Here is a 13,025-nt window from a genome sequence, read left to right on the forward strand (position 1 = left end):
GCTCGGTGGTGGACACGGCTGCTGGGTGGTGGACACGGCTCCTGGTGCCCGGGTCAGTCGTGGGCGGCGGCCGTCGGCGCCTGGTCCAGCAGCGCGGCCACGGCCGAGCGGAAGGCGGCCAGCCGCTCGGCGGCCCGCTCCGCGGTGATCCGCGGTTCGTAGACGGCGGCGGGCTCCCAGGCGGGGACCGCCTCCTCCACCGTCAGGCCCGGGTCGAGCCCCATCCGCGCGGCGGCGCCCACGCCCAGCGCCGTGGCGTCCGGCAGCGCCGACACCTCCACCGGCCGCTGGAGCAGATCGGCCTGGGTCTGCATCAGCAGCGCGGAGCGGGTCAGTCCCCCGTCGACGCGCAGGACGGTCAGCGGCGCGCCCAGGTCGGAGGCGGCCGCGTCGGCGATCTCCACGACCTGCGCGGCGATGCCCTCGCACAGGGCACGCACCAGATGTCCGGCGGTGGTGTCGAGACCGAGCCCGGTCAGCGAGCCCTTGAGGTCGCCGCGCCACCACGGCGCGGCGAGTCCGGCGAGCGCCGGTACGAAGGTGACGCCCCCGGTGTCGGGCACGGTCCCCCCGACCGGGTCGAGGTCCTGGGGCCCTTGGATCACCCCCAGGTCGCCGAGCCAGCGCACCGCGGAGGCGGCGGTGTACACCTGCCCGTCCAGGCAGTAGCTGGTGCGCCCGGCGAACCGCCAGGCCACACAGGAGACCAGGCCATGGGGGCCGCGCCGGGGCTGGTCGCCGGTCTGGGCGAGGAGGAAGGCACCGGTGCCGTAGGTGCACTTGGCGGTGCCCAACTCGGTCACCCGCTGCGCCAGCAGGGCGGCCTGCTGGTCGACGAGGAGTCCGGTGAGCGGGACCTCGCCGCCGAAGGCCGTGGTGGTGCCGACCGGCCCGGCGGCGTCGACGACGCGCGGCAGCCGTTCGGCGGTCAGCCCGTAGAGCTCCAGGGCCTTCGGGGACCAGGCGACGCGGTCGAGGTCGAGCAGTCCGGTGCGCCCGGCGGTGGCGGCGTCGGTGACGAACGCGCCGGTGAGCCGGTGAACCAGCCAGACGTCGCTGGTGGTGACCACGCCCTCGCCGGTGAGATGACGCCGGATCCACGCCATCTTGGGCGCCGCGAAGTAGGGATCGAGGGGCAGCCCGGTGAGTTCGCGCAGCGTCTCGGCGTGCGGCGCGAGCCGCTCGCACACCGTGTGGGCCCGTCGGTCCTGCCAGACCAGCGCGTCCGTCAGCGGCTCTCCCGTGACGGGGTCCCAGGCCAGCACGGTCTCGCCCTGGTTGGCCAGACCCACCGCCACGACCGGCTCCCCCGCGGCCGCGAGAGCCTGGCGCCCTGCCTCGATGACCGAGGTGAGCAGCGCGGCCGGCTCGACCTCGACCAGTCCGCCGGGCAGATAGCGGGGCCGTACGGGCACCTCTGCGGAGCCGATCACCCCGCGCTCGGGGCAGAGCACCAGCGCCTTGGTGCCCGAAGTGCCTTGGTCGATGGCGAGGACCGGGCCGGTCGCGGGGTCGGCCGGGGGGCGGTGGCGACGCTCTGGAGGCAGCATGTCCGGTTCTTCGCTCGGGACGGGCGCGGATCTTGCCGGAAAGCCTGGTGCAGGCGCGGGGCGGGCGTCAAGACGGCCCGTTCGGGCACTGGCCGGAGTCCCCCGTTCCCGAATCGTTGCACCGGGACTATAAGATCCCTGAAACCATCCCCCAGGCCCCTCGTTTCCCCGCGTCCGGTACGTCAGCTCCGTACGAAAGTCATCCGATGCCCGAGGAAGAGTTCCGCCCCGTGTACCACCCTGCGGGCTATGACGACGGGCTGCGCATCGCGTTGCAGGATCTGCGCACCGGACGCTGGATATCGATGCGCAATCTGCTCGCGGAGACCCCCACCTGGTCGCTGTGGACCCAGCGCACCCAGGTGCTGGCCACGGCCGCCGCCGGATCCAATGTGGTGGACGCGTGGCGGACCGAGGAGCCGCGGAGCGTGGCGGCGCTGGTGATGCACACCCGGGTCGGGGTGGAGCGCGCGGTGCGCGCACACCGCGAGGGGCATCCCCGCACCCGGGAGCTGTGGCGGGAGGCATGGCAGGCCTGCCAGCTGGCCGCGCATCACTCCCCGGCGGATCCGGTGCCCTGGGTGTGTCTGCTGGCCCTGGCCCAGCTGGACAGGGAGCAGCGGCAGGAGGAACACCGGGTGGCCCCGCCGGGTCCGCTGCTGTTCCCCGGGCCCTGGGGACTGCTGGCGGAGGCCGACCGGCGCGATCCGTACAACCGCGAGGCGTACCACCGGATGCTCCAGTTCGTGTACGCCCGGCGGGCCGGGGGTTCGCTGGCCGAGGCGGTCAACTTCGTGCAGTGGGTGGTCTCGGGCGCACCCGAGGGCTCCGCGCTCCAGGTGCTGCCGCTGTACGTGCATGTCGAGCGGTACCGCGAGGAACGGGGCTACGAGAAGGCCCTCGACCTCCACTGGGCCACCGAGGACGCCACCCGGGACGCGAAGAACGCGCTGAACGGCTGGTTCGACCACGCCGATGTCACCACGAGTTCCCTGCTCGATCTCAACCATCTGGCACACGCCCTGTGGGGCGCGCTGCTGTTCCCCGACGCGGCCCGCGTCTTCGAGACGCTGGGGCCGTACTTCACCCCGCTCCCCTGGGCCTACCGCACCCGCGACGCCGCCGACCGCGCCCTGGCTGAAGAAATGTTTCTTCGCGCCCGGGTCCGCTCGCTGGCCGGCGCCCGCGGGCCAAGACCCGGGGCCGGCGGCTGAGCCGACTTCCCCCCACCTGTACCACCCCTCGCCCGCCCCAGCATTCCGGAGGTACATTCATGTCCACCGCATGGTCGAGTTCGAGTCCCGCCCCCCACCGGGACGATGAACAGCGGCTGCGTGAGCTCGGCTATCAACCCGTCCTGGCCCGCCGCATGGGCGGCTTCGGCAATTTCGCCATCAGTTTCTCGGTCATCTCCATTCTCTCCGGATGCATGACGCTCTACGGCTTCGGGCTGGACACCGGCGGCCCCGCGGTGATGATGTGGGGCTGGGCCGGAGTGGGGCTCTTCGTCCTGTGCGTCGGGCTCGCCCTGGCCGAGGTGACCAGCGCGTACCCCACCTCGGGAGCGCTGTACTACATGGCCGACCGACTGGGCGGACGGACCTGGGGCTGGTACACCGGCTGGCTCAATCTGCTGGGGCTGCTCGGGGCCATCGCCGGAATCGACTACGGCGCCGCCCTGTTCACCGGCGCGCTCTTCAACCTCCAGTGGGGATTCGATCCCACACCGGAATCGACCATGCTCATCTTCGTCTGCATTCTGCTGCTGCACGCGGCGCTGAATCTGTTCGGGGTGCACCTGGTCAGCGTGCTCAACTCGGTCAGTGTGTGGTGGCATCTGGCGGGCGTCGCCATCATCGTCGGCGCGCTGGCGATCGTGCCCTCCCACCACCAGTCGCCCGAATTCGTCTTCACCGAATTCGTGAACAACACCGGCTGGTCGAATCCGCTGTATGTGACCGCGATCGGACTGCTGCTCGCCCAGTACACCTTCTCCGGCTACGACGCCTCCGCGCATCTGTCCGAGGAGACCTCCAACGCCTCCGTCTACGCCGCCCGGGGGATCGTCCGCGCCATCTGGGTGTCCTGGGTGGCCGGGTTCGTGCTGCTGGCCGGGCTCACCTTCGCCATCCAGGACTACGCCGGTACGCAGGGAAGCGCCACCGGGGTGCCGCCGGCGCAGATCCTGCTCGACGCCCTGGGCACGGGCGGTGCCACCGCGATGCTGCTCATCGTCATCGTGGCGCAGCTGTTCTGCGGGAACGCCGAGGTGGCGGCGGCCAGCCGGATGGTGTTCGCGTTCAGCCGGGACGGCGCGCTGCCGGGCTCACGGCTGTGGCAGCGGGTCAGCTCCCGTACCCAGACCCCGGTGCTCGCGGTCTGGCTGTCGGTGACGGTGGCGTGTGTGCTGGCCCTGCCGTCCCTGTACTCCGAAACCGCCTACGGCGCGGTGACCGCCATCAACGTCATCGGGATCACCCCCGCCTACGCCATCCCGATCTTCCTGCGGCTGCGCGCCGGGGACCGGTTCCAGCCGGGCCCGTGGAGCCTGGGCCGCTGGAGCAAGCCGGTGGGCTGGATCGCGGTGGTGTGGGTGGCGGTGGTGACGGTGCTGTTCTGTCTGCCGCAGTCCAGTCCGGTGACGGCGGACTCGATGAACTACGCCTCGATCGCGCTGGCCGTGGTGCTACTGCTGGCCACGATCTGGTGGTTCGTGGCCCGTCGCTCGTACAACACGCCGTCCGCGTACGGCACGGCGCGTGAGCAGGCGGAGATCGCCGAAGGCATCGTCTGAAGGCACTCCGGATGAGTGAAGCCGGGTGCGGAGGGCTTACCGCACCCGGCTTCGGCGGTTCATCCGGAACGGCGCAGCGACTCGGCCGGGGGCCGCTCGCGGCCCGCGCCGTAGGCGAGGAAGTACGCGGGGGCCCGCTTCAGCCAGGGCGCCTTGGTGAGCACCTCGGCCAGCCGCAGCGGCTCCCCTCCGGCGGCCGGTGAACGCCCTTGCAGCAGCGGCCCGATCACCCGGGCGTGGGCGATCCGCTGCAACCCCTGCGTCGCCACGGTGGTCGGCCACCGGCGGCGCTGGACGGCGCGCACGTCGGCGAGGCCCACGGTGCCCTCGCGCAGCGGTCCGGCCAGATGGCGGGCGGCGGCGACCGCGTCCTCGACGGCGAGGTTGATGCCGATCCCGAACACGGGTGACATCGCGTGGGCCGCGTCCCCGACGCACAGCAGTCCGGGGCGGTGCCAGCGGCGGAGCCGGTCCATCCGTACGTCCAGCAGCTTCACCTCGTCCCAGGACCGCGGGCCCGGGCCACGGTCGGCCGGCCCCCGCCGCATCCACGGGGTGGCCTCGGTGAACGCGGCGAGGAACCGGTCGAGACCTTCGGCGCGGCACTTGGCGTCGGCACCCTTGGGGATCAGGACCGCGCACTGCCAGTAGTCACCACGGTCGATCATCGCGCTGAGGAAGCGCTCGCCGACATTGGCCACCAGACCCTGGGGGTCGCTCTCCTCGCGCGGCAGCCGGAACCACCAGACGTCCATCGGGCAGGCGAACTCCCGGAGTCCGAGCTCCGGCAGGTTACGGGCGAGCGATCCCCGGCCGTCACAGGCCACGGTGAGGGTGGCGCGCAGCTCGCCGGTGGAACCGCTCGTACGGTCGCGGTAGCGCACTCCGGTGACCCGGCCGCGCTCCATGAGGAAGGAGGTCACCTCGGTGTTCGTCCGCAGCTGGAAGGTGGGTTCCCGGTTGGCCTCGTCCGCCAGCAGATCGAGCAGGTCCCACTGCGGCACCATCGCCACGTAGTTGTACTTCCCCGGCAGTGCGCCGATCTCGCCGACCGTGAACAGTTCGCCGCCCCGCCCTATGGGCAGCTGGATGGAGTGCACATGCCGCTGCGGCAGGGCCGCGAACCGGTCGGCGAGGCCCAGGTCGTCCAGGAGCCGCAGCGTACTGGGGTGCACCGTGTCGCCGCGGAAGTCGCGCAGGAAGTCCCCGTGTTTCTCCAGGACGGTGACCTCCACCCCGGCCCGGGCAAGCAGCAGGCCGAGGACCATCCCGGCCGGCCCGCCGCCCACCACACAGCATGTGGTCCGCTCCATCTCCTGGCTCCCTTCGACGTCCCCGAGGCCATGGGCACCCTCTCAGGACGGGTTACCCCGCGGCGCCGCGCCACACCGGCGCCGCGGGGGCTCCGGGGCCTCCGGTTCACGATCGGCTTGAATCTTCCCGCGCCCGCGTCCGTATCCCCGCGTGATGGTGTGGGGCGTATAAGGAGGTCTGTATGGCAGCCGAACCCGATCCGGACCGACCAGCCGGGCGTCAGGTGATCGAGCCGACCGCCATCTTCCCCGCGACGCCGGAGCACGACGATGCCTCGGAGGGGCCGGTCGAGGGGTGGATGGAGGAGCTCGACCTCTTCCGGCCGCCGGGCACCGAACTCCCGCCCGAGGCGCCGCCCATGGCGGATGACGACACCCAGGAGATGACGGGCGGCCCGTCCGCCGCCGACGCCTGGACCCCGCAGGAGGCACCACCCGCGCCTGAGCAACCGGCCGCACCGGCCGGGCGGCGCCGTCCCAGCGCCGCACTGCTGGTGCTGGCCGGGCTCGGTGCGGGGGTCGCCCTCTCGCTGGTGGTGATGGTGGACCGGGACTCGGCGTCCGGCGCGGCCGGGGGCGGCGCATCGGCCACGCCGACCGCGCCCGCGACCTCCGGCGCGCCGCAGACGCCGGGCGCCCCCGCGTCGCAGGCCCCCGACGACCAGCTGCCGCCGCCGGGCGACCCGGGCGATGTGCTGACCCTCGGAAGCACCGGCCCGGAGGTCACCGAGCTCCAGAAGCGGCTGCTGCGGATCCCGAACGTGTATCAGGACGGGCAGGTCAACGGGCAGTACGACCAGACGCTGGCGGAGGCCGTCTCCCGGTTCCAGGTGTGGTACGGGATCCGGGGCGACGCGAACGGGGTGTACGGGACCGCCACCCGGCGCGGTCTGGAGTCGCGCACCTGACGCCACGACCGGAGGCGGACGGAGGCGGGGTGCCCTCAGACGGCGCCGAAGACCTGGGTCCAGTACGTGCCCGCGCGGCTGCCGGTGGCATGGCCGACGCCTATGTGGGTGAAGTCGGGCTTCAGGATGTTGGCGCGGTGGCCCGGGCTGTTCATCCAGCCGCGCACCACCTCCTCCGGGGAGCGCTGGCCGCATGCGATGTTCTCGCCGATGCCGCGGTGGGCGGCCCCGGCGGCCCGGGCCCGGTCCCAGGGCTGATGCCCTTCGGGGTCGGTGTGGGAGTAGAAGTCGCGGGCCACCATGTCGTCGCTGTGCGCCTGCGCGGCCGCCGTCAGCCGCGGGTCCGGGGCGAGGGGCGCGAGCCGGGCGGCGGCGCGCTCCGCGTTGGTGAGGGCGATGACCTCGGAGGCCAGCCGCAGCAGCCCGTCCGGGGTGAACGGCTGGGCCCATACCGCCGTCCAGTAGACGTCTCCGGTGGTGGGGCCGTCGGCGCGGCCGATCCCGAGGTGGACGACGGCCGGGTCGTGGAACGGGCCCCTGCGCTCGGCGCCTTCGAGGCAGTAGTCCACGAACTCGCGTGGGGTGCGCGGCCCGGAGACGATGTGCTCGGCGATGGTCAGCGGACGGTATCCGTGCGCGGCGATCCGGTGGAAGAGCGAGGTCCCGTCCGGGCTCTCCAGCGCCAGCGCGCCGTGGGCGGCCATGGCCCGGGCGTGCGCCTCGGCGGCCGCGGTCAGCCGTCCGTCGAGGGCCACGGCCGCGGCCCCGGCCCGGGCCCGCGCCGCGTTCACCACGTCGAGGGCCTGCCACGAGGCCCCGCCGGCGGGCGGCGAGGTCCCACCGGCGGGCGCGGGGGCGGCGGACGCCGAGGCGGGAGCAACGAGCGTTGGGGGCACGCGAGGCATGGGAGGCACGGGTGTGGGGGGCGCGGGCACAGGAGGCACGGACGCGGGACGCGCAGACGCGGGCGGCACGGGCGCGCCGGACGCGGGACGCGCAGACGCGGGGGACGCGGGCGCGGGGGACGCGGGTGCGGCGGCTCCGTCGTCGGCTACGTCGACCCCGAAGTCCCGGGCCACACCGGCCAGTCCGTCGGCGTACCCCTGGCCGAGCGCCCGCACCTTCCAGCCGCCGCCGCGGCGGTAGATCTCGGCGAGCAGCAGCACCGTCTCCTGCGAGGGGCGCGGCGGGGTGAACCGGGCCAGCGGCGATCCGCGCTCGTCCAGGACGCTCAGCACGGGCGCCGGGAGCCGCCCGAGCGGGGTGCCCGGGTCGGCCGGGCTGATGACGAGGGTGACCCGGGCGGCGCCGGGCCGCAGCGCCCGCGGCCGCAGGGTGACGGTGTCGCCGTCCAGCCGGGCGCCGGGCGCGGTGGGCTGGTTGAAGAAGACGAAGTCGCCGTCGCCCGCGACCTTTCCGTCCTCGCCGGTGATCAGCGCGGACAGGTCGAACGGACCCGGCACCCGGATGGTCAGCGCGCCGTCGGGCAGCGCCTGGTTCCCGCCGGGCACCAACTCGCCCATGTCCGCTCCTCATCGCCGCGTATCCGGAGGCAACGCGTCAATGAGGGCAACGCCCGGGCGCCCCCGGCGGTTCCGGCGGGCGCCCCGGGCCCTGTCCGGCGGCCCCGGGCCCTGTCCGGCGAATCCTCGCGGGACAGGGCCCAGCGGTGTGACAGCCGTCAGCCGTCAGACCGGCACCGCGACGTACTTGTACTCCAGGAACTCGTCGATGCCGACGCGGCCGCCCTCGCGTCCGAGCCCGGACTGTTTGACGCCGCCGAAGGGGGCCGCGGGGTTGGAGACCAGTCCGGTGTTGAGGCCGACCATGCCGACCTCGAGCCGCTCGCTCACCCGCAGCGAGCGGCCCAGGTCCTGGGTGAACACATAGCCCACCAGGCCCCATTCGGTGTCGTTGGCGATGGCGAGGGCCTCGTCCTCGTCGTCGAAGGTGAGCACGGCCGCGACCGGTCCGAAGATCTCGGTCTCCATCAGCCGGCTGGCCGGGGAGACGCCGGTGAGCACGGTGGGCGGGTAGAAACAGCCGGGGCCCTCGGGGGTGCTGCCGCCGACCAGGACCTCGGCGCCGCGTGCCACGGCGTCCGCGACCAGTTCCTCGACCTTGGTACGGCCCGCCCGGTCGATGAGCGGCCCGACCTGGACCCCGGGGCGGCTGCCGGGGCCGACCTCCAGCGCGCCCATGCGGCGGGCCAGCCGGTCGGCGAACTCGGCCGCCACGGAGGAGTGGACGAAGAACCGGTTGGCCGCCGTGCACGCCTCGCCCATGTTGCGCATCTTGGCCGTCATGGCGCCTTCGACCGCGACGTCGAGGTCCGCGTCCTCGAAGACGATGAAGGGGGCGTTGCCGCCGAGTTCCATGGAGGTGCGGACCACCGCGGGCGCGCTCTGGGCGAGCAGGGTGCGGCCGACCTGGGTGGAGCCGGTGAAGGAGAGCTTGCGGATGTGTCCGCCGGTCAGCAGCGGCTCCACGACCTCTCCGGCGCGGGAGGTGGTGACCACGTTGAGCACCCCGGCCGGAAGCCCCGCCTCCGCCAGGATCCCGGCGAGCGCCAGGCTGGACAGCGGGGTCTGCGGGGCGGGCTTGAGCACCATGGTGCAGCCCGCGGCGATCGCCGGGCCGATCTTGCGGGTGCCCATGGCCAGCGGGAAGTTCCACGGCGTGATGAGCAGACACGGGCCGACCGGGCGGCGCATCAGCAGCATCCGGTTCTTGCCGTCCGGCAGGGTGGAGAACCCGCCCTCGATGCGCACGGCCTCCTCGGAGAACCAGCGGAAGAACTCCGCGGCGTAGGCCGCCTCTCCGCGCGCCTCGGCCAGCGGCTTGCCCATCTCGGCCGTCATCAGCGCGGCGAGCGCGTCGGCCCGCTCCATGATCAGCTCATAGGCGCGGCGCAGGATCTCGCTGCGCGCGCGGGGCGCGGTGGCCGCCCACTTCTCCTGGGCCTCCGCGGCCGCGGCCAGGGCGCGCTGCCCGTCGGCGGGGGAGGCGTCGGCGACGTCGCACAGCACCTCACCGGTGGCCGGGTCGTCGACCGGCATGGTCTGACCGCCCGCCGCGTCGGACCACGACCCGGCGATGTAGAGCTGCTTGGGCACCGCGGCGAGGACCTCGGCGGCCGAGGGGTACGAGGGGGTGGACATAGGGGCAATCTCCTATCGGACCGCCGCCGGTCCGAGGGGTTCGGACCGGCGGTCGGATCGGGCTCCCGTGGGTGATGTGCGGTGCGCGTCAGGAGTCCGCTGTTCCGGCGCTGACCGCGGCGGACCAGGCGCGCAGACCCTCGTCGATCGCCGCTTCGTCGACGACGAGGGCGGGGATCATCCGGACCACATGGTTCCAGGCGCCGCACAGGAGCAGCAACAGCCCTTCGTCCACGGCGGCGCGCTGCACCCGGGCCGCGGTCGCCGGGTCCGGCTCGCCGTCGGCGGTGACGAACTCGCTGGCCAGCATGAGGCCGAGGCCGCGCACATCGCCGATGGCGGAGGTCTTGGCGGCCACGTCCTCCAGACCGCTGCGCAGCCGTGCCCCCATGGCCTCGGCGTTGGCCACGAGGTTCTCCTCGCGGACCACGTCGAGGGTGGCGGCGGCCGCGGCGCAGGCCACGGCGTTGGCGCCGTAGGTGCCGCCCTGCGAGCCGGGCCATGCCTTGCTCATCAGCTCCTCGGAGGCGGCGATGCCGGACAGCGGGAAGCCGCTGGCCAGCCCCTTGGCGGTGACCAGGATGTCGGGGCGGATGCCGAAGTGGTCATGGCCCCAGAACCGTCCGGTGCGGCCCACCCCGGTCTGCACCTCGTCCAGGATCAGCAGGAAGCCATGGCGGTCGGCCCGCTCCCGCAGGCCCTGGAGGAAGCCCTCGGTGGCGGGCACATAGCCGCCCTCGCCGAGCACCGGTTCGACGATGATCGCGGCGGTGTCGTCGGGCGGGGAGATGGTCTGGAGGACGTAGTCCAGCTCCCGCAGGGCGAACCGGGTCGCGGTCTCCTCGTCCCAGCCGTACCGGTAGGCCGTGGGGAACGGGGTCACCACGACACCGCTCATCAGGGGCGAGAAGCCGGACCGGAAGCGGGTGCCGGAGGTGGTCATGGAGGCGGCGGCCACGGTACGGCCGTGGAATCCGCCGTGGCAGACCAGGACGTTGGGCCGGCCGGTGGCCTGGCGGGCCAGGCGCAGGGCCGACTCCACGGCCTCGCTGCCGGAGTTGCTGAAGAACAGACTGTCGAGGCCGGTGGGGAGCACCTCGCCCAGCTTCTCGACCAGCCGCCGCAGCGGCGGGTGCATCACGGTCGTGTACTGGCCGTGGATGAGGGTGCCCACCTGCTCCTGGGCGGCCGCGACGACCCGCGGATGGCAGTGCCCGGTGCTGGTGACGCCGATGCCCGCGGTGAAGTCGAGGTATCGCCGCCCGTCCTCGCCGTCGATGTAGGCGCCCTCTCCGCGGACGGCGACCACCGGAGTGGCTTGGCGGAGCTGCGGCGACAGATTGGTCATGTTCTCTCCCACACCCACGGGTCGGCGATGCGCTCGGACACTTCGAGGGTGAGGGGGCGGACCCGGTCAGGACAATGATCACTGTGTCGCGGGGTGGTGATCCCTATGGACGATCTGTCAACGACCTCGAGGACGGGTCCTGTCAAGAGACCGACCGGGATCGTGGTTGCGCCCGGCGTGCGGGCTTGCCAGAGTGAGCGGCATGAACGGCTTCGGCGGCACCACGTACGACGCTGCCGGACGGCCGCCGCCCCGCCCCGCGGAGCCCCCGCGGATCCCGGGGCGTCCGCCGCTCAGCCTCGCCGAGGTGCTGCGGCTTCCGGTGCTGGCCGCCGGGGCGCCGGAGGTGGTCTCCGGCCACGGGCAGCTGGCCCGGCCGGTCCGCTGGGTCCACATCACCGAGCTGCTCGACCCGGCGTCCTTCCTCAAGGGCGGGGAGCTGGTGCTGACCACCGGGATGCCGCTGCCCGAGGACCCGGCGCTGGTCCGCCGGTACGTCGACGAGCTCGCGGACGTCGGCGCCGCCGGGCTGGTCATCGAGCTGGTGCGGCGCTACCACCGGCCGCCCTCGGAGCTGGTACGGGCCTGTCTGGCGCGGGACTTCCCGCTCGTCCTGCTCTCCCGGACGGTGAACTTCGTGGAGGTCACCCAGGTGCTCCACTCCCTGATCGTCGGCAGCCAGGTGGAGAGCCTGCGCCGGGCCCAGGACGTCCATGACACCTTCACCGCGCTGACCCTGCGGGGCGCCGGGCCCGAGGAGGTGGTGGACATGGCGGCCGAGATGAGCGGGCACCCCGTGGTGCTGGAGAACCTGGTGCACCAGGCCGTCATCTGCGGGTCGCCGGGGCGCGGGGTGGAGGGGGCGCTGACCGGCTGGGAGCGGCGCTCGCGCGCCACGCCCTCGCCCGACCGGACCGGGCTGAGCGGCCCGGAGGACTGGCTGGTGACCGCGGTGGAGTACCGGGGCGAGCGATGGGGGCGGCTGCTGATGCTCCCGGACGGGGCCCGGGACCCGGCGGTCGGCCCCGAGGACGCGATGGTCCTGGAGCGCACCGCCACGGCCCTGACCATCGCCCGGCTCACCCATCACACCCGCTGGGAGCGGCGGGCCCAGCGCACGCTGCTGCTGGATCTGGTGGAGCAGCGCTGCCGGTCCAAGGGCGAGGCCCGGGCCAGGGCCGAGGCGCTGGGCGTGCCGGTCGCGGGCCGTCGGCTGTTGGTGGTGCTGGTCAGCCCCGGCCCCGGCGCCGGGGAGACGACCGAGCTGGAGGACCGGCTGACGGACGAGCTGGGGGCGGCCGGGGCCGCCGTACTGGTCGGCGCGGTGCCCGGTGACCACATAGGGGTGCTGCTGGCCCTGCCCGCCGCCACGCCGTGGCGGCCGCTGGTGGAGCGGCTGAGCCGGTCGGTGCGGGAGTCCCGGCCGGACGCCGTGATCAGCGTCGGCTCCGAGGTGTCGGACCTGTCGCAGACCGCCCGGTCGTTCCAGCAGGCGGCACGCGTCGCGGACGCCGCCGTTCCGGGGACGCCGGACAAGGCGTTCCACGAGCTGTCCGACATCGGGCTGCGGCAGTTGCTGTACGCGCTGCGCGGCGATGTGCGGCTCCAGGAGTTCGTGGAGCGGCAGTTGGGACGGCTGGTGGACTACGACGAGCGGCATGGCACCGATCTGCTGCCGGTGCTGCACACCTTCCTGGACGCGGCGGGCAACAAGACGGTGGCCGCCAAGCGCGCGAATCTGTCCCGGCAGGCGTTCTACCAGCGGCTGCACTCGGTGGAGCGGGTGCTGGGCTGCGATCTGGAGTCGGGTGAGCAGCGCACCCAGCTCCATGTGGCGCTCACCGCCTTCCGTCTGCTGCGGCTGTCCCGGGGCCCGGCCCCGTCCTGAGACGGCGACGTGTTCATGACCTTCCCTATCTCCTCCTTTCTCTTCCTTTCTTCTTTTTTTTCC

Annotated in this window: 9 protein-coding genes; 4 read left to right on the top strand and 5 right to left on the bottom strand. The window is 73.3% G+C overall.

Translation table 11 applies throughout. The annotated features are described in order from the left end of the window. Positions 1-53: 53 nt before the first annotated feature. The gene (locus ACT2CW_RS36195; RefSeq protein ID WP_445519604.1) at positions 54-1,550 is read right to left on the bottom strand and encodes an FGGY family carbohydrate kinase; all 1,497 of its coding nucleotides are present in this window, start codon (positions 1,548-1,550) and stop codon (positions 54-56) included. Between the two features lie 206 nt (positions 1,551-1,756). On the opposite strand from ACT2CW_RS36195, the gene ACT2CW_RS36200 reads away from it, so the two are divergent. Further along, entirely contained in the window at positions 1,757-2,764 is a 1,008-nt protein-coding gene (locus ACT2CW_RS36200) for a hypothetical protein (RefSeq protein ID WP_445519605.1), read from the top strand. Between the two features lie 59 nt (positions 2,765-2,823). Next, a complete protein-coding gene (locus tag ACT2CW_RS36205) occupies positions 2,824-4,344 on the top strand; it encodes an amino acid permease (protein WP_164426701.1) in 1,521 nt (506 codons plus the stop codon). 59 nt (positions 4,345-4,403) lie between these two features. Here ACT2CW_RS36205 and ACT2CW_RS36210 read toward each other — a convergent pair whose 3' ends face one another. Further along, entirely contained in the window at positions 4,404-5,657 is a 1,254-nt protein-coding gene (locus ACT2CW_RS36210; RefSeq protein WP_445519606.1) for an FAD-dependent oxidoreductase, read from the bottom strand. Positions 5,658-5,839: 182 nt separating this feature from the next. Here ACT2CW_RS36210 and ACT2CW_RS36215 point away from each other — a divergent pair, with 182 nt between their 5' ends. Further along, complete coding sequence (locus ACT2CW_RS36215; RefSeq protein ID WP_445519607.1) at positions 5,840-6,565, top strand: peptidoglycan-binding domain-containing protein; 726 nt, start codon at positions 5,840-5,842, stop codon at positions 6,563-6,565. A 35-nt stretch (positions 6,566-6,600) separates the two neighbouring features. Here the strand turns inward: ACT2CW_RS36215 and ACT2CW_RS36220 are convergent, their stop codons facing one another. The 3 genes from ACT2CW_RS36220 to ACT2CW_RS36230 all read right to left on the bottom strand — a co-directional run bounded on the left by ACT2CW_RS36220 (position 6,601) and on the right by ACT2CW_RS36230 (position 11,074). After that, positions 6,601-8,088, bottom strand: coding sequence for a CAP domain-containing protein (locus ACT2CW_RS36220; protein WP_445519608.1), 1,488 nt, complete (start codon positions 8,086-8,088; stop codon positions 6,601-6,603). A 165-nt stretch (positions 8,089-8,253) separates the two neighbouring features. Then, positions 8,254-9,726, bottom strand: a complete 1,473-nt coding sequence (locus ACT2CW_RS36225) for an NAD-dependent succinate-semialdehyde dehydrogenase (protein WP_445519609.1) — start codon at positions 9,724-9,726, stop codon at positions 8,254-8,256. 88 nt (positions 9,727-9,814) lie between these two features. After that, complete coding sequence (locus tag ACT2CW_RS36230) at positions 9,815-11,074, bottom strand: aspartate aminotransferase family protein (RefSeq protein ID WP_445519610.1); 1,260 nt, start codon at positions 11,072-11,074, stop codon at positions 9,815-9,817. 202 nt (positions 11,075-11,276) lie between these two features. On the opposite strand from ACT2CW_RS36230, the gene ACT2CW_RS36235 reads away from it, so the two are divergent. Beyond that, on the top strand, positions 11,277-12,962 hold the full coding sequence (locus tag ACT2CW_RS36235) for a PucR family transcriptional regulator (RefSeq protein ID WP_445519611.1): 1,686 nt from the start codon (positions 11,277-11,279) through the stop codon (positions 12,960-12,962). The last annotated feature ends 63 nt before the right edge of the window (positions 12,963-13,025 follow it).

The sequence above is a fragment of the Streptomyces sp. NEAU-174 genome, from assembly GCF_052665095.1.